The 17217-nt window shown below is 58.3% G+C and carries 13 protein-coding genes and 1 tRNA gene; 11 read left to right on the top strand and 3 right to left on the bottom strand.

Annotated features, from left to right (window positions below):
- Positions 1-47: 47 nt before the first annotated feature.
- Positions 48-383 (bottom strand): UrcA family protein, encoded by a 336-nt coding sequence (locus tag CD351_RS00750; protein ID WP_162627554.1) that lies wholly within the window; start codon positions 381-383, stop codon positions 48-50.
- 305 nt (positions 384-688) lie between these two features.
- Here CD351_RS00750 and CD351_RS00745 point away from each other — a divergent pair, with 305 nt between their 5' ends.
- Together CD351_RS00745 and purU are read left to right on the top strand one after the other, a co-directional pair.
- The gene (locus CD351_RS00745; RefSeq protein ID WP_111990852.1) at positions 689-1492 is read left to right on the top strand and encodes a DUF4198 domain-containing protein; all 804 of its coding nucleotides are present in this window, start codon (positions 689-691) and stop codon (positions 1490-1492) included.
- Complete coding sequence (gene purU, locus CD351_RS00740) at positions 1489-2358, top strand: formyltetrahydrofolate deformylase (protein WP_111990851.1); 870 nt, start codon at positions 1489-1491, stop codon at positions 2356-2358. The genes CD351_RS00745 and purU overlap by 4 nt, the downstream gene beginning before the upstream one ends.
- A gap of 4 nt (positions 2359-2362) precedes the next feature.
- Here purU and CD351_RS00735 read toward each other — a convergent pair whose 3' ends face one another.
- Complete coding sequence (locus tag CD351_RS00735) at positions 2363-4558, bottom strand: PQQ-dependent dehydrogenase, methanol/ethanol family (protein WP_111990850.1); 2196 nt, start codon at positions 4556-4558, stop codon at positions 2363-2365.
- Between the two features lie 122 nt (positions 4559-4680).
- On the opposite strand from CD351_RS00735, the gene CD351_RS00730 reads away from it, so the two are divergent.
- Positions 4681-5571, top strand: coding sequence for a dienelactone hydrolase family protein (locus CD351_RS00730; protein ID WP_111990849.1), 891 nt, complete (start codon positions 4681-4683; stop codon positions 5569-5571).
- A 257-nt stretch (positions 5572-5828) separates the two neighbouring features.
- Here the strand turns inward: CD351_RS00730 and CD351_RS00725 are convergent, their stop codons facing one another.
- Positions 5829-6833, bottom strand: coding sequence for a complex I NDUFA9 subunit family protein (locus CD351_RS00725; RefSeq protein WP_111990848.1), 1005 nt, complete (start codon positions 6831-6833; stop codon positions 5829-5831).
- Positions 6834-7030: 197 nt separating this feature from the next.
- Between CD351_RS00725 and CD351_RS00720 the strand changes: the two genes are divergently transcribed.
- The 8 genes from CD351_RS00720 to CD351_RS00685 all read left to right on the top strand — a co-directional run bounded on the left by CD351_RS00720 (position 7031) and on the right by CD351_RS00685 (position 17203).
- Positions 7031-7117, top strand: a tRNA-Leu gene (locus CD351_RS00720).
- A 166-nt stretch (positions 7118-7283) separates the two neighbouring features.
- Positions 7284-8501 (top strand): integrase arm-type DNA-binding domain-containing protein, encoded by a 1218-nt coding sequence (locus CD351_RS00715; protein WP_111993511.1) that lies wholly within the window; start codon positions 7284-7286, stop codon positions 8499-8501.
- A gap of 299 nt (positions 8502-8800) precedes the next feature.
- Positions 8801-9058, top strand: coding sequence for a type II toxin-antitoxin system Y4mF family antitoxin (locus tag CD351_RS00710; RefSeq protein ID WP_111993510.1), 258 nt, complete (start codon positions 8801-8803; stop codon positions 9056-9058).
- Positions 9055-10317: a type II toxin-antitoxin system HipA family toxin gene (locus tag CD351_RS00705; protein WP_111990847.1), complete on the top strand. Its 1263-nt coding sequence runs from the start codon at positions 9055-9057 to the stop codon at positions 10315-10317. Before CD351_RS00710 ends, CD351_RS00705 begins: the two co-directional genes overlap by 4 nt.
- 114 nt (positions 10318-10431) lie before the next feature.
- Positions 10432-12807, top strand: a complete 2376-nt coding sequence (gene hsdR / locus CD351_RS00700) for an EcoAI/FtnUII family type I restriction enzme subunit R (RefSeq protein ID WP_111990846.1) — start codon at positions 10432-10434, stop codon at positions 12805-12807.
- Between the two features lie 3 nt (positions 12808-12810).
- On the top strand, positions 12811-14295 hold the full coding sequence (locus CD351_RS00695; RefSeq protein WP_111990845.1) for a class I SAM-dependent DNA methyltransferase: 1485 nt from the start codon (positions 12811-12813) through the stop codon (positions 14293-14295).
- Positions 14296-14309: 14 nt separating this feature from the next.
- Complete coding sequence (locus CD351_RS00690; protein ID WP_162627553.1) at positions 14310-16517, top strand: restriction endonuclease subunit S; 2208 nt, start codon at positions 14310-14312, stop codon at positions 16515-16517.
- Positions 16514-17203: a hypothetical protein gene (locus tag CD351_RS00685; protein WP_111990843.1), complete on the top strand. Its 690-nt coding sequence runs from the start codon at positions 16514-16516 to the stop codon at positions 17201-17203. Before CD351_RS00690 ends, CD351_RS00685 begins: the two co-directional genes overlap by 4 nt.
- The last annotated feature ends 14 nt before the right edge of the window (positions 17204-17217 follow it).

Raw genomic sequence — 17217 nt, 5'->3', positions numbered from 1 at the left:
GCCTGGCAACCGGCCTCCTTTGAAGCTTCGATATGCAGTCCGCGATGTCAGGCGGGATTGTTGATCCCGCTCGACAGGACAGCGACGCGGCGACCATTGGCTTTCGCCACGGCAACCCGGACCTGTTCGGAATAGCTGGCCCGCGCTTCGGCAACGCAGAGCCGGTAACTTTGCATGGCGCGCACATTGCGGAAATCCGCGTTGCCATTGCACAGGCGGCGCGCAGCCATCTCGAGGCGCTTGTCGAGCGCGGCACGGCCTTCAGGGGTGGTGAGGTTGAGATCGGCATATTCGACCCAGGTCGTCACTTCTTCAGCGGCAGCGGGAGAAGCGGCGAGAGCACAGCCTAGGGCGATTACGGGGAAGAGAAGAGGCTTGAACATGGCGGGGGCCTTTCTGTCGGTTTCCAGATCGTAGGGGTGTCGGCCGCATCGCGGAGGGTGTCGAAGAGAGGCGCGACCGACGAGCCGCCTCATCGCAGCAGACAGTTACAAATTGCAGACATGCGCATTTTTATTTCGTGACAGAACAATCATTTAAGCGTCGTGCTATGGACACATTGCGGCCTTCTTCGTCTTGAAGGCATCGCAAACTGATCTTGTCCGACAGGATCCGGGGCAACAGGATTGTTGAAGCCGCGCCGATCGGTTGCCATGGTGCGGCAGCGAATTCTCGGGAGTTTATTGTAATGATCCGCACAGTTTTGACCGCGCTTGCGCTGGTCGCATCCACCGGCGCGGCGGCGCATTCCTTCTGGTTGCAACCCGAAGATCATACGCCCGCAGCGGGTGAAGAGGTGCTGATCGAATTCAAGGTCGGCGATGCCGGCGATGTGAAGGATTGGGGCCTTTACTGGGAGCGGATCGCCTCGCTGCGTCTCTACAGCCCCGATGGCGTCGTCGATCAACAGCGCGCCGTGCGCACCACCGCCGCCGATGAGGTCGGAAGCGCGGTCGTGAGCATTCGCGGCGAGGGGACGCACATTCTCGCCTTCGAAAGCAATCCCAGCTTCTCCGATCTCGAAGCGGAACGTTTCAACCGCTATGTCGACCATGAGGGGCTGAGAGGTATTGCGGCCGACCGGATATTGCGCGGCACGACCGACGAGAATGGGACCGAACTTTATGCCCGCCGTGCAAAGACCCTGTTGCAGGTGGGTGAGCGGCACACGCGCAACGCGACGCGCGCCATCGGACATGTGCTTGAGATCGTGCCTTTGCAGAACCCCTTCTCGCTTGAGCCGGGCGAGCCACTCGACCTTCAGGTGTTCTTCCGCGGTGAGCCGCTTGAAGGCGCGATGTTGAGCGCTGTGCCGCTTGGTGTGACGGCGAAATACCAGACGTTTCTCACCAGCGCCGACGGGGTCGTGCGTGTGGCCGCGCCGGGCGAGAACCCGACGCTGTATTCCGTGGTTTGGGGCGTGCCCGCGCCAAACGATGCGCGCGCGGAGTATTTCACGATCTTCGCCAGCCTGACGGTCGCGTCGGAATGACCGGCCCTCAAGCCGGGCCGCTGATCCTCACGCTGGATTGCCCCGACCGCCCCGGTATCACAGCGAAGGTCACCGCCTTCCTGTTCGAGCGCGGCTGCAACATTCTCGATGCGCAGCAATTCGGCGAAGAGAGCCGCTTCTTCATGCGCGTCGTGTTTGAGGCGAGCGGGCATGATGGCGAGGACCTGCGCCGGGACTTCGCGCCGTTCGCGCAAGATTTCGCGATGCGCTGGACAATCGCGGCGCAGGACCGCCCGCGCCGCGTGCTGATCATGGTGAGCAAGGCGGACCATTGCCTCGCGGATCTCATATATCGCTGGCGCACCGGAGAGCTCAATATCGAGCCGGTGGCGATCGTCTCCAACCATCCGCGCGAGGTTGCGCTGTCATCGGGGCGCACGGATATCGGCGACGTGCCGTTTCATCACGTCCCCGTCACGCCCGACACCAAGGCAGAAGCCGAGGCCGCCTTGCGCCAAACCGCCGAGGATGTGCAGGCCGAACTGGTCGTGCTGGCGCGCTACATGCAGATATTCTCCGATGAGCAATCAGCCCATTTCGCCGGGCGCTGCATCAATATCCATCACAGCTTCCTGCCCGGTTTCAAGGGCGCGCGGCCGTATCATCAGGCCCACCGCCGAGGGGTGAAGATCATCGGGGCCACCGCCCATTTCGTCACCGCCGACCTCGACGAGGGACCGATCATTCATCAGGACGTAGAGCGCATCACCCATGCCGACAGCCCGTCAGACCTCGTGCGCAAGGGCCGCGATATCGAACGCCGCGTGCTCGCAGAGGCGGTGCGGCTGTTCGCAGGCGACCGCGTGCTGATCAACGGCGCGCGCACGGTGGTCTTCAAAGGCTAGAGCGCTAGCGCCGCGCCACCTGCTCGGCTTCGGCAGCGGTTGCCTCCTCCAGCGCCTTGTCCTCGTTCGCGCGGGCGATGACGTAAGCGCGGATGGCCTGCACCTCTTCCTTCGAGAGCGAGTCTGCAAAGCTCACCATGCCGTTGTCCTTGAGGATGCCCTCATGGACCACCGCTTCCCAGCTTCGCGCATTGCCCAGCGTCCCTGAGCGGCGAAGGTCTGGCAGCACGGTCGATCCGACGGCGGCAGGCGCATGGCACACCGCACAGTACCGAGCGTACTTTTCCTTGCCGAGAGCGATCTCCTCAGCCGAAGCGCGGCTTGGCGGCGGGTCGAGCGGCAGGTTCACAAGCTCGCGCATTTCCGGAAGCTCGGCCTCTCCGCCCAGCTTGAAGACCAGGAGGCGCGAGATGTTGCGCACCGGACCCTGATCGTTGACCAGGTGCCCGTCGGCGGTGATCGCATAAGCGCCACCCCATCCTGCCAGCACGGCGACATATTGCTCGCCATTGACGGTGTAGGTCATCGGGGGCGCAACCACGCCGGTCTGCGCGCCAAAGCTCCACAGCTTCTCGCCAGACCCGGCATTATAGGCGGCAAATTCGCTCGACGAATTGCCCTGAAAAACAAGCCCACCGCCGGTTGCAAGCAGACCGCCATTCCAAGGGCCGGCGTGTTCAACCACCCAGCGGGCTTCTTGCGCCACCGGATCCCACGCCATCAGCTTGCCCTTGACCGTGCCGTAGACTTCCTTGCGGATGCCCAGATCAGGCGGCAGATCGCCTGCGCCAAGGTTGAAGCCCACGTTGAAGCCGCGCGCGACGTCAGGCTTCCAGTTCTCTTCGGGCGCGTAAACCGAAGCCGCCTCGAACGCCGGAATGTAAACCAGCCCCTCGCCCGGATGATACGCCATCGGGTGCCAGTTATGCCCGCCAAGCGGCCCCGGCATCACCAGCGCGGGCTGACCTGTCTTGTCGATCCGCGCTTCCGGGTTGAAGATCGGGCGACCGCTTTCATCGATCCTCTCGGCCCAGTTCTGCGGGATGTATTCCTCGGCGCTGATGAACTCGCCCGTCTCGCGGTCGAGCACGTAGAAGAACCCGTTCTTGGGCGCCTGCATCAACACTTTGCGCTTCTCGCCGTCGACTTCCATGTCGGCAAGGATGATGTGCTGGGTCGCGGTGTAATCCCACGTCTCGCCCGGCGTCGTCTGATAGTGCCAGACATATTCGCCCGTATCGGGCCGGATCGCGACGATGCTGGACAAGTAGAGGTTGTCGCCTTCGCCCGTCCCGTCTTCTCCCGGAGAGCGATAGGCCTGGTTCCACGGGCTTCCGTTGCCGACGCCGAAGTACAGAAGGTCGAGTTCGGGATCGTAAGCCATCGAATCCCAGACCGTGCCGCCGCCGCCGATCGAATCGGATGAGCGCAGAACCTCGGTGTTCCACGTTTCGGCAGCGTCCTGAAGATATTGCGGGCTCTCCCCGCCTTCATTGCCATCGGGCACGGTGTAGAAGCGCCAAAGCTCGCTGCCGTCCGCGGCGTCGTAAGCCGCGACATAGCCGCGCACGCCAAACTCTGCGCCGCCATTGCCGATGATGACCTTGCCGTCGATCACGCGCGGTGCGCCGGTGATCGAATAGGCCATCGACTGATCGACCGTGACGACTTCCCACTGCACTTCGCCCGTGTCGCGGTCGAGGCTGACGAGCCGCCCGTCGAGCGTTCCGAGGAACAGCGAATTGCCCCATGCAGCGAGCCCGCGATTGACAACGTCGCAGCATACCTTGACCCCGGTTTCGCCGGGAACTTCAGGGTCGTAATCCCACAGCGGTTTGCCGGTCGCGGCGTCGAACGCCTTAACCTTGCTCCACGCGGTCGTGAGGTAGAGCTTGCCGTCCATGACCAGCGGCGTCGCTTCCTGACCGCGAGCGGTGTCCATGTCGGCATACCAGGCAAGGTCAAGCTCGCCGACATTTTCCGCGTTCACTTGATCGAGCGGCGAAAAGCGCTGTTCGTCATAGGTGCGGCCATGGCTGATCCAGTTGGCGTGATCGCCGCCCGCGCCCACCAGCATTTCAGCGGTGACGCCGCCATCGCCCATGACGTCGCCATACATCTCGTTGCAGGCCCCAACGCCCAGCGTACCGAGAACCAGCAACTTGGCCGCCCAAGCAGCCTTGCCCGTCGCAAAAATCATGCGGAACCCCTCTCAACTCTCTCCGTTTAACATTGTTGCCGGGGAACTGCGCGCTTGTCCATTGCGACTTGCGCATCGTAGGACCGGCGCAACCGACAAGAACACCACAATGGAGACGGGTCATGTGCGACGAGGCGAAACTGAAAGTCTGGGCGCGCGACGCCATCAACCGCCGCCAGTTTGGCGTGCTGGCCGGCGCTGCGGCAGTTGCAGCCTGCGCACCGGGCGAAAGCGAAAATGAGGGCGCGTTGATCGAAGCGCCCGCGCTCGACATCACCGAGCGTGTCGTCACCTTCGACACCGTCGATGGCACGATGGACGCCTTTTTCGTCCACCCGGCGAGCGGCGCGCATCCCGGCGTGATCTTCTGGCCCGACATCGCCTCCCTGCGCGAAGCGAAGCGCAACATGGCAAGGCGGCTTGCCGGGCAGGGTTATTCGGTGCTCGTCCTCAACCCCTATTACCGCGACGTCGCGGGCGAGCAGTTTGCCGACTTCGCCGCTTTCATCGAAGCCGACGGTTTTCAGAAGGTGAGCCCGTGGCGCGACAAGCTCGATGCCGATGCGATTCAGCGCGATGCGGGGGCAGCGGTGGTCTGGCTCGACGGGCAGGACGCGGTCGATTCAGAGCGCGGCATCGGCACGCAAGGGTACTGCATGGGCGGACCGTTCACGATCTGGAGCTCGGCTGCGGTGCCGTCGCGGATCAAGGCCGCGGCGAGCTTTCACGGCGGAGGACTGGTGCGCGAAGAGGACGACCCGAAAAGCCCGCACAACATGCTGGATGAGGCCGATGCGACCTATCTCATCGCCATCGCCCGCGACGATCATGAGGAAGCGCCCGATCACAAACTGCTCTTCGCAAAGGCCGCAGGCCGCGCCGCGCGCCCGGCCAATGTCGACGTGTACGAGGGCGACCACGGCTGGACCGTGCCCGACAGCCCCGCCTATGCCGAGGCAGCGGCAGAACAGGCCTATGCCGATCTGCTGAAGCTGTATTCGGAAAACCTGTAAGGGCCCCGCGCGTCAGGCTGGCCGCATTTTCCTACATCGAGCCGCCGCGATAGGGTCGTGGCGGCTCTTTCATATCGTAGGCAGGCGGGCGGATTCGAACGCTATGCGCAGGCGCTTCGGGTGTGCGAAACTGGAAAGTCACACATCCTACAACGCAAACAGGCACATTTGCGATTTGGATCAGGCATTTGCAGGGCGGGGGCAGTTTTCCAAACTACCCCCTTGCGTGGTCCAGCCGGGTCGCCGATCCCAAAGGTTCAGACCTTGGAGCCGACTCCGGTCGGCACAGGCGGCAAACCGCGCGCCTCGCGCTCCTTGTTGCGCTCGTTCGACAGGCCAAAGCGCCCGAACTTGCGATAGCGCACCATCCACTTGTCGAGGAACAGGCCAAGCGGCTTTGGATCAATCCCAAGGTCGGCAAAGGTCAGCGCATCGTCGGCAACAACGCTTCCGGCCTTGAGGAGCGTCCACTGATCGCGGCTCATCGGCGTACCGGGGAGGGCGGCGAACAGCCCGCTCATGCCATCGGACATGGCGATGAACCGGCGATTGCGACCCTGTGCGGCGGCGATCCGCTCGTTGATCTCCATCATGGTCAGCTGCTCAGGCCCGCCAAGCTCGAATGTCTTGCCGCCGTGGGCTGCCGGGTCTTCGAGCGCGACAGCGACCGCTTCGGCCACGTCATCGACATAGACCAGCTGCATCCTGGCATCGGGTCCGAAGACGGGGAGGACCGGCAGCATCTCGATCATCCCGCCGAACATGTTGAGGAAGTTGTCGTCCTTGCCGAACACGATCGAGGGGCGAAGAATGGTTGCGTCGGGAAAAGCGGCGAGCACGCGCTCCTCGCCCAGCGCCTTGCCCCGCGCATAAGCGGTAGAGGACGAGGCGTCGGCCCCGATGGCGCTGAGATGCACAAACGCCTTCGCGCCGTTTGCCTTCGCGATGGAGGCCATCTTGCCGGGCGCTTCGCCCATCAGCTCCTCAAGATCGCCGCTGAAATCGCCCACCAGATTGACCACATGCGTCGCCCCGTGGAGCGAGGCCTTGAGGCTCTCTTCCTTGGTGATATCGCAATACGCAAATTGCAGCTGACCCAGATTGGCGAGCGGCTTCAACGGGAATGCCTTTTGCGGATTACGGCTCGCAATCCGAACCCGCGCGCCCCGCGCCAACAGCGCCTGCGTCACGTAATTGCCGATATAGCCGCCGCCACCGAAAACAGTGACAAGAGCGTCAGAAAGCGGAGAGGTCTTGGACATTGCCCGTATCCCTTGGAGCATTGCAGTTACTGGGTTGGCGAGATGCGCTCGAAACCCGCGTCCCATGCGCCAAGCCGGGGCGCGGGGCAAGACCTGTTCGCGCCAGCGCGCAGGTTTGCGTTGACAGGCACACGGACGGAACGCTATTGGCCCGCGCCTACCCAGCGAGCCACTCCGATGTTTGCTCGCTACAGAGTGCCCAGATGGCGGAATTGGTAGACGCACCGTCTTCAGGTGGCGGCGGGAGCAATCCCGTGGAGGTTCGAGTCCTCTTCTGGGCACCATTTGTTCTTCTCACGTTCTCCCAAATAATCTATAAAACCCGCAGAAATCCTAGGGATTTGGCCCTTGGATCGTTCCGGAACGTCCCGCGAAATCTCGGGGGTTCTCGGCATTTTTGCGGGCCTTTTGCGTGCCTTTGCGAAAACCACATTGGGAAAAGGCCCGCACATGCCTCTGACCGAAACAAAGCTTCGCGCCCTCAAGATCAAAGACAAGCCTTACAAGGTCGCTGACCAGCGCGGCCTCTATGTCGAGGTCACGCCCGCTGGCAGCAAGCTGTGGCGATTCCGATACCGGATCGGCAAGATCGAGAAGAAGCTCTCGATCGGCAGCTATCCCGAGATCAGCCTCAAGCAAGCGCGAGACGCAACCTACGAGGCGCGCCAGGCTGTCGCATCTGGTGGCGATCCGGCGCTGGAGAAGCGCAAGCGGAAGATTCGCGAGGAGTTTCTCACCGCGCAGACCTTTGAAACGGTCGCACGCGAGTACATCGAGCAGTTCATGGTCCAGAACGGTCGTGCCGAAGCCACGATCATCAAGGCCAACTACTTTCTTGATCAGCTGGCACCTGCCATCGGCAACCGACCCATCAACGATATCGAGCCATTCGAAGTGCTCGCGCCGCTCAAGCGGCTGGAAGCCACCGGCAAGCATGAGACCGCGAAGAAGTGCCGATCATTTGCAGGCCGGGTGTTTCGCTACGGTGTCGCAACCACGCGCTGCAAGGCCGATCCGACCAGTATGTTGAAAGGCGCACTCGTCACGCCGAGAGCGACACACTACGCGGCGATCCTTGAACCCAGAGAGCTGGGTGGGCTGCTGCGCGCAATCGACGACTATACCGGCTACATCGTCACGAAGTTCGCCTTACAGATCGCTCCGCATGTTTTCGTACGGCCCGGTGAACTCAGGCACGCCGAATGGCACGAGTTCGACCTGATCGATGGTGTCTGGAAGATTCCAGCGGGGAAGATGAAAGCGCGCCGTCCACACGCGGTCCCGCTCTCGAAGCAGGTTGTCAGCCATCTCACCGACCTGGCTGAGTTGCTCGGCTACGAGGGATACGTCTTCCCATCCGCCAGAAGCTCTAAGCGCCCGATGAGCGAGAACACGCTTAATGCTGCTTTTCGACGCATGGGCTTTTCAAAGGAAGAGGTCACCGCTCACGGCCTGAGGGCGACTGCGTCAACGCTCCTGAATGAGTCTGGCCTGTGGAATCCGGATGCGATTGAACGTGCCCTGGCGCATGGCGACAGCAATGCGGTGCGCGGCATCTACCACCGCGGCAAGCACTGGGACGAGCGGGTGCGCATGGCTCAGTGGTGGAGCGACCATCTCGATGAGCTCAGAGCGGGAGGCAAGGTCATCAAGGCCAAGTTTGCGTAGGTTAAGGCAATGGTGGCAAGTGGGCTAATGCAACCACTTGTGGTTTAACGGAAGTGCAAAGCGCTTTGAGGGATCACCACCACAATTCTTCCTCTGCTCTCCCGAACTGTGATGTGCTGACCTGAAATTGAACGATTTGAAGCGCCCATAGAAGGTATTGACGGGATGTTCGTATTTCCCGTTCGGGAAAATAGCGATGCTTTGATCTTGTTATTGGCTAAAAATATCCCGTTCGGGTAAATTCTCTTGCAATTGATCGACAATCAGCATAGATTTCCCGCTCGGGAAAGGTGATGCAAATGCTCGATGTTGCCACTATCGGCCAGATCATTCGCGATGAACGCAAGGAGCTTGGACTACGCCAAGACGAACTGGCTGCAGCAAGCGGAGTGGGCTTGCGCTTCCTTGTCGAGCTGGAGCGAGGAAAGCCCACCGTCCAGATGGGCAAGGCGCTCGATGTGCTCGCCGCCCTTGGATGCGAACTGCGGATCAAGCGCCCCGACGGAATCGTCATCGCCGGTCAGATGGATGAGTTCAAGAAGGACAAAGCAGAGTGACGCTGCCGATCCTGGACACGCTGGCTGTATGGTGGGGCGAGCGTCAGGCAGGCGAACTCTCCATCGACAAAGGCGGCGCGCTGCATTTCGCCTATTCGCCAGACTGGCTGGCTGACGAAAAGGTCCCGGCACTTTCCCAAGCAATGCCAAAGCAGGAAGAGCCATTTGGCGATCATGCCTGCAAGGCTGTCTTTGGAGGTCTGCTGCCCGAAGAAAGCCAGCGCACGGCTATCGCTCGGGCACTTGGGGTTTCGCCCGACAACCCATTTCGTCTGCTAGAGGCCTTGGGTGGAGATGTTGCCGGTGCTCTCGCATTTTTGCCTCAGGGAGAAGAACCGCTCCAAGACTACTCCAAGACTGCTCCAGAACCACTCCATGAGGGCGGACTAGCGGAACTGCTCGATCGGTTGCCTTCCGTGCCCATGCTGGCAGGCGAGGGCGGCGCGAGGCTCAGCCTTGCAGGGGCTCAGAGCAAACTGCCCGTGGTGCTCACCACCGACGGAGGCATCGCGATCCCACGTCCGGGCGAGCCCTCCACACATCTGATCAAACCCGAGCCGGATCGCTTTCCCGGTCTGGCCGCCAATGAAGCCTTCTGCCTCGCTTTGGCACGCGCCCTAGGCATTGATGCGGCCCATGCAGAGTGGCGCACCGCTGCGGGGAAGCCATTTCTGCTGGTCGAACGCTATGATCGGATCTCTGTTGAAGGAACAGCACACAGACTGCACCAGGAAGACTTCGCCCAGGCACTCGGCGTACCCTCGAACCGGAAATACGCTGCAGAGGGTGGCCCGACTTTCCGCGATAGCTTCGCGCTTCTACGCAGCGCGGCCACTCGCCCCGCGCGTGAAGTGCTAAAGCTAGCTGACGCTGCGATCTTCAATCTCATCATCGGCAATGCCGATGCACACGCTAAGAACTACAGCCTGCTAAGACTTGAGGCCGGCGAGGTGGTCCTTGCACCGCTTTATGATCTTGTCGCTACGCACATGTGGAAGGAACTCTCCCCAAAGCTCGCAATGCGATTTGGCCGTGCGGCAACCTTGGAGGAGTTCGACGGAGAGAATGTGGTGCGCTTCGCGGAGGAGGCGGGGCTGGGTGCGCCATACATCCGTCGAAGGATTGGAGAGCTGGCACAGTCCATCGTTCACGAGAATGAAAAAGGGGTGGCAGTTCCGGGATATATTCACAAAGACAGCATAGCAAAGATCGCTGAATGTACAGTCGAGCGAGCGAAATTGGCAGAGTACAAGCTATGACGGGAATAGGATCAATCGAATGTGCGCCGTAGTTAAATACTTCTCCCGGCCTGCTCCCGCTGCCTCAGTCACGACAGTGCCAGAGAAGGCCAATTTAGGCGCGGGGCATCGGTGATGCAGGGATTGAGCGAGCGAGACATTTGTACCAAGCATGTCACTCCAGCATTGGTGGCAGCTGGATGGAACCTCCATACCCAAATCCGGGAAGAGGTCAGCCTTACTGCAGGTAGGATCATTGTCAGAGGCAAGTTGACAGCTCGCGGCGCGCAGAAACGGGCAGACTACTTGCTCTACCATAAGCCGAACATTCCGATCGCTGTGATCGAAGCAAAGGATGCAACCCATTCAATCGGCGCGGGGATGCAACAAGCCCTTGAGTACGCGGAGATGATCGATGTGCCGTTCGCATTTTCTACGAACGGCAAGGGCCTACTTATGCATGACCGTTCAGCTTCTGCTGGAGTGATCGAAACGGAATTGGCGCTCAATGAAATGCCATCCCCGAACGAGCTTTGGAAGCGGTATGCGGTATGGAAAGGGCTCACATCAGCAGACAATCCCATCGTAAATCAGGACTTCTTTGACGACGGCTCGGGAAAAGTTCCTCGATATTATCAGACGCTCGCTGTTAACCGCGTGATCGAAGAGGTCGCCAAAGGCCGTGATCGCCTTCTGCTGGTGATGGCGACCGGAACGGGTAAGACATACACCGCCTTCCAGATAATCTGGCGGCTTTGGAGGGCAAAGGCGAAAAAGCGCATTCTATTCTTGGCTGACCGCAACATCCTAGTGGATCAGACGAAAACGAACGACTTCAAGCCATTTGGTAGCGCGATGACCAAGATCGCCAACCGGCAAGCCAACAAGTCGTACGAGATATATCTGTCGCTTTACCAAGCTGTGACTGGCACCGAAGAAGCGGCAAATATCTACAAGCAATTCTCACCCGATTTTTTCGACCTGGTCATTATCGACGAATGTCATCGCGGCAGTGCGGCTGCTGACTCTGCTTGGCGCGAGATTCTCGAGTATTTTTCAAGCGCCACTCAGATCGGCATGACAGCAACGCCGAAGGAGACGAAAGATGTCTCCAACATCGATTATTTTGGGGAGCCAGTTTACACCTACTCACTGCGGCAGGGCATCGAGGATGGCTTTCTCGCACCATACAAAGTCATCCGCTTCGACCTTGATAAGGATCTGACTGGCTATCGACCTGAAGCTGGAACTGTCGATCGGTATGGCAATGAGGTTGAAGACCGCATCTACAATCAGCGGGATTTCGACCGAAAGATAGTTCTGGACGAACGAACCAAACTGGTCGCTGCGAAAATCACGGAGTTCCTCAAAGCCACAAATCGGTTCGATAAGACGATCGTATTCTGCGAAGACACCGAGCACGCCGAACGCATGCGGCAGGCTCTTGCCAACGCGAATGCCGACTTGGTCGCAGAAAACTATCGCTACGTCATGCGGATCACCGGCGATGATCCGCAGGGTAAGGCTGAGCTGGACAATTTTATCGACCCAAAGGCAAAATACCCGGTCATAGCTACAACGTCGAAGCTCTTGACGACCGGCGTGGACGCCAAAACCTGCAAGCTCATTGTCCTTGATCAGCGCATCCAGTCGATGACGGAATTCAAGCAGATTATCGGACGCGGAACGCGCATCGATGAGGAGCACGGCAAAAAATATTTCACAATCATGGATTTCAAAAGGGCGACCGAGCTGTTCGCAGATCCTGATTTCGATGGCGATCCCGTCCAAATCTACGAGCCTAGACCGGAAGATCCGCCAGTGCCTCCCGATGAGGATGGTGACACGTCGGAGCCGGGGGATGAACTCGGCGGAGATGGCCAAATCGAAACGGACGGAGGCGTCCTCGGCGATCCGTTCGACGATGGCCAAGCACCGCGAAAATTTTACGTCGATGGGATCGAGGTGCAAGTCCTCTCAAAGCGGGTTCAGTATCTCGGTCCAGACGGCAAGCTGATCACGGAATCCTTGCGATCTTACGCGAAGAAGACGCTCCAAAAGGACTATAAGACACTCGACGAATTCCTCCGTCGCTGGACCGATGCCGAAAAGAAGCAGGCGATTGTTGAGGAACTTGAAACGCTGGGTGTATCTCTCGACGGACTGCGCGATGAGGTGAAGAACGGCGACGCCTTCAGCACCTTCGATCTGCTGTGTCATGTGGCGTACGGGCAGCCGCCGCTGACCAGACGTGAGCGCGCAGACAACGTCAAAAAGCGCAACTATTTCGCGAAATACGAAGGCCGCGCGCGCGAGGTGCTTGAGGCGTTGCTCGATAAATACGCCGATGAGGATTTCGCGCCTTTAGAAAACGCCAAGGTCTTGCAACTCAAGCCTTTTGACGAAATTGGCACGCCAGTTGAGATCGTAAGGGGGGTGTTCGGTGGCAAGCCCGCCTTCGAGGCTGCGGTCAGGGACCTGCAGGCCGAATTATACCGTGAGGGAGCATAAAGAGTGGCAAACGTTTCGGGTGCGATAAAGTCCATCCAGGACATCATGCGTAAAGACGCTGGGGTCGACGGCGATGCGCAGCGCATCGGGCAGCTTGTCTGGATGTTTTTTCTGAAGATCCTCGACGATCAGGAAGAGTCCCTGATGCTCCTCAGTGACGATTACAAATCGCCGATCCCGGATCATCTACGCTGGTCAGCCTGGGCGACCGACCCAGAGGGCATCACCGGCGAAGCTCTGCTCGACTTCGTGAACAACCAGCTCTTCCCCAAGCTGAAGAGCCTTTCGCTCGACGGGCCCGAGCGGGATCGCGCGCGTGTCGTCCGCACGGCGTTCGAAGACGCGTACAATTACATGAAGAACGGCACCCTTATCCGGCAGGTGGTCAATAAGATCAACGAGATCAACTTTAACAACACCGGTGACAAGCATGCATTCGGTGACGTGTATGAACAGATCCTCAAAGATCTGCAGAGCGCCGGTAATTCCGGTGAGTTTTACACGCCGCGAGCCGTCACGCAGTTCATGGTCGATATGCTTGACCCACAGCTCGAAGAACTCGTGTTAGACCCGGCCTGCGGTACGGGCGGATTTCTCGCTCATGTGATCGACCACAAATCTGATCGCTATGTGCAAACGACTGATGACGCAGAGGCGCTGCAAAAGAGCGTTATCGGTGTCGAGAAGAAGGCGCTTCCGCACTTGCTCTGCGTCACGAACATGATGCTGCATGGCATCGAGGCGCCAACCAACATACTGCACGACAATACTCTCGCCACGCCATTGAAGGACCACAAGTGGCGGGGGAAGATCGACGTAATCGTCACCAACCCGCCGTTTGGCGGCATGGAAGAAGACGGCATCGAGAAGAATGTGCCCCAGGCATTCCAGACCCGCGAGACTGCCGACCTCTTCCTCGTACTGATTATTGAGCTACTGAAGGATGGTGGTCGGGCCGCTGTTGTCCTGCCGGACGGCACGCTGTTCGGCGAGGGTATCAAGACGCGAATCAAGGAAAAGCTGATGGCGGAGTGCAACTTGCACACCATCGTTCGCCTGCCGAACGGCGTCTTCAATCCCTACACCGGCATCAAGACTAATTTGCTGTTCTTCGAGAAGGGCAAGCCGACAGAGGAGGTCTGGTTCTACGAGCACCCCTACCCGGAAGGATACAAGAACTACTCGAAAACCAAGCCCATGCGGATTGAGGAATTCGAGGGCGATGAAAGCGAAAAGGCCTGGTGGGGTGATCTGAAGTCACGGGCCGGGCGCGTAGCGAACGATCGCGCCTGGAAAGTCAGTGCCGATGAGATCAAGGCCAAGGGCTACAACCTCGACATTTCTAATCCACATACGAAGGAGGAAGGGCATCAAGATCCCGCCAAATTGCTTGCCGCTTGGAAGGAGAAGCGAGAGCAATTTGTTGATACGCAGGATAAGCTAAGGTCTGCGCTGGCTGCCGCCTTGAGCGATAGAACGGCAGCGTGATGCACTCGGAGATATTGATTGAAGAGTTCGCCGCACTCACCAATAACCAAGGCAGCATTCAAGCACTCAGAGAGCTCGTTCTGCAGTTAGCTGTAGACGGTCAACTGACTGCAAAGCTCACGAAAGGTGAGCATTGGCGATCTGTTCCAATTGACCAGATTGCCGAGTGCTTCATCGGCAACAGCATCTCTGCGTCTGAAAAGTCAGATAAATATGAGGGGCGAGACGAGGGACGAGATTACGTCGGCACCAAAGACGTAGACGGCTGGCATGGATCCATCACGTATGACACCGGAGTAAGAATTCCGTTGAGTGATGATCGATTTCGAGTGGCTCCAAAAGGATCGGTTGTAATATGTGCTGAGGGTGGAAGTGCTGGTCGGAAAATCGGGCTTGTCGAGAGAGATATCAATTTTGGAAACAAGCTTATTTGCTGCAACCCTGACGAAACCAAAATTCTTCATTCATATTTGTTTCGTGTTTTCCAATCTGAAATATTTCATAAATCATTTCGGCAACATATGACCGGGATAATCGGTGGAATCTCTTTAAAGAAATTCAAGAATCTAAGTATTCCTCTTCCAAACTTGGCCACGCAGAAGGCGATTGCTGACACCGTCGACCATATCTTCGCATTGTGCGAAGATATGGAGGTCTTGCATCAGGAGGAACTTGCACTCAAGCGCGCAACTGTTGGATCTCTGATAGACCGTTTGCTGGTGGCCCAGACTGAAGAGGATACTGGTCAAGCGTTCGCTGGGATCGCGTCGCGCTTCAACGAGTTGTTTGATCACACGTCTACCATTGATGAACTCCAGAATTCGATTCTTGAACTTGCGTATTTGGGTGCCTTGGGTGGCGACAATCCTAAAATCGTGCGGCTCGAAGATCTTCTTGCATTTGGGCCTAGGAATGGTTTTTCTCCGAAACCTTCCGCGTTAAGGACCGACACTAAGTCAATAACTCTCTCTGCAGTCACAAAAGGTGAGTTTGATGAGAAAAAGTTCAAGTATATCGATGATGTAATAGAGAGTGAGAGCCATTTGTGGCTGCGGCTTGATGATATCTTAATACAGAGAGCGAACTCTATTGATCATGTTGGAGCTTCAACGATTTATCGTGGGGCAGAATTCGAGTTTATTTATCCAGATCTGATCATGAAAGTCAGGGTTCTCGATGATGTAGAGCCTGAGTATGTGCTTTACTGTCTGCAGTCGCCTTCCATTCGGAGGTACTTCCGAGACCATGCAACGGGGACTTCGGGCAGTATGCCGAAAATCAACCAAGGGGTTGTGAAGGGTGCCCCGATCCCGTTGATCAGTCGTCCAGCCCAAAGCCTAACTATTGAGACCGTGAGGGAATTGTCTGCCTTGTGTGAGCTGCTGCGTAGTCAGGTCTGGGAAAGCGAGCGCCTTCAGGCGGAGTTGATGAACGCTCTAGTGCACGCTTTCGTAGGACAAGGGCCTCATGGGGGCGGCGCGGCCAATGAGACTACGGAAATTCTCGCGCAAGCATCCGATGTTTTGGCGCGCAAGCCCTCTAGCAGTGATCAGAGTAAAGCGCTCGCAGCTATTGAGAGTTCCCATGAAGAAAAACCTGCTGAGAGAAGCCCAAGTGGGCGCCTCGATTTGGACCTAGGCGTAAAGTTTACGGAAGCTGTTCTTGTCGGAGCTATCGTCACCGAATTTTTCAAGGTTGGCGGCGAACCCATCGGCAATTTTCGACTCCAGAAAGCAGTCTATTTCGCACGTCGTCACAACGGCGAGCGCGTAGAGGAAATGAAGTATCTTCGAAAAGCGGCTGGCCCCTACAATCCGTCGATGAAGTATTCTGGCGGCATCGCAATCGCCAAACAGAAGAATTGGCTGCGTGAGGCGAAAGGGCGTTTCGGCTTTGGCCATATGCCAGGCCCGAGCGCCAACGAGATGGCTGATTGGATCGCGCAGTTTGGGTTTGGCGAGGCTGCGCAGTGGGTGGCGGATCGTTTTCGTTTCAAGAAGAACGAGGACTGGGAGGTGCTGGCAACAGTCGATTACGCGATCGAACACCTGCAATCTCTCGGCATCGAACCAGATGCTACGCAAATCCTTCAGTTTATCGAGGCCGACGACGAATGGCGGCCTAAAATCGAGAAGCTGCGCCTGACCGAGACGTCGATCGAGGCTGCAATGGTCGAAGTGAAAGCTTTGTTCGGCACCGGTTCCGAGGAGCGCACGCAGTGATCATCTCGCCGCTTGAGCACGCGCACGATTTCCAGAAGGGCTTCGCGCTCACGAGGCTGTCGACGACAATCGAGAAGGCAGAAGAGGCACTCAAATCGCTCGAGCCGGAGACGATCGACTACTGCAAATGCATTATCGAAATCGTCTGCAAGCACATCCTGTCAGAACGTGGTCTCCCCTACGAAGACCTGAGGCTGCCGAAGCTGGTCAAAGACGCGCTAGCCTCTTGTGGTTTCGACAACGACATGATTGCAGGAAACCTGTCTGGCATTGTGGGTGCTCTGGCCGAAATACGGAACCGGACAAGTATCGCAGGGCACGGTCAGCACGACAGTCAGGACATTCCCTCGCAAACGGACATCAGGATCTTTGTCTCGATTTTCGAAAGTGTGATCAGCCTGCTCTGGCACGCATTCAACAAGTTCAACATCGACCTGACACTAACGAAGCTGCGCTTCGACCTGATCGAGCAGCGTCTGGAGCTGGCAGCCTTCAATGAGGTTCTGGATGCTTCCACCTCGATCACACACGATCCTGAGGAAGGGCGCATCTATATCAATGGCAAGGAGGTGCGGCCATCGGAGCTGCTCTTCATCTTCGACAGAAACTCTTACTCGGAGGAGCTGAAGAAGTACCGCATCTCGGAAGTTGACGCCGAGCCGGACGAGGAAGCTATGGCTTTGTGAGTGTCCATTGGGCA

The organism is Erythrobacter sp. KY5, assembly GCF_003264115.1.
GTDB lineage: Bacteria > Pseudomonadota > Alphaproteobacteria > Sphingomonadales > Sphingomonadaceae > Erythrobacter.
Note: the sequence above shows the minus strand (reverse complement) of the source record. Positions and strands in the feature narration are given on the sequence as shown.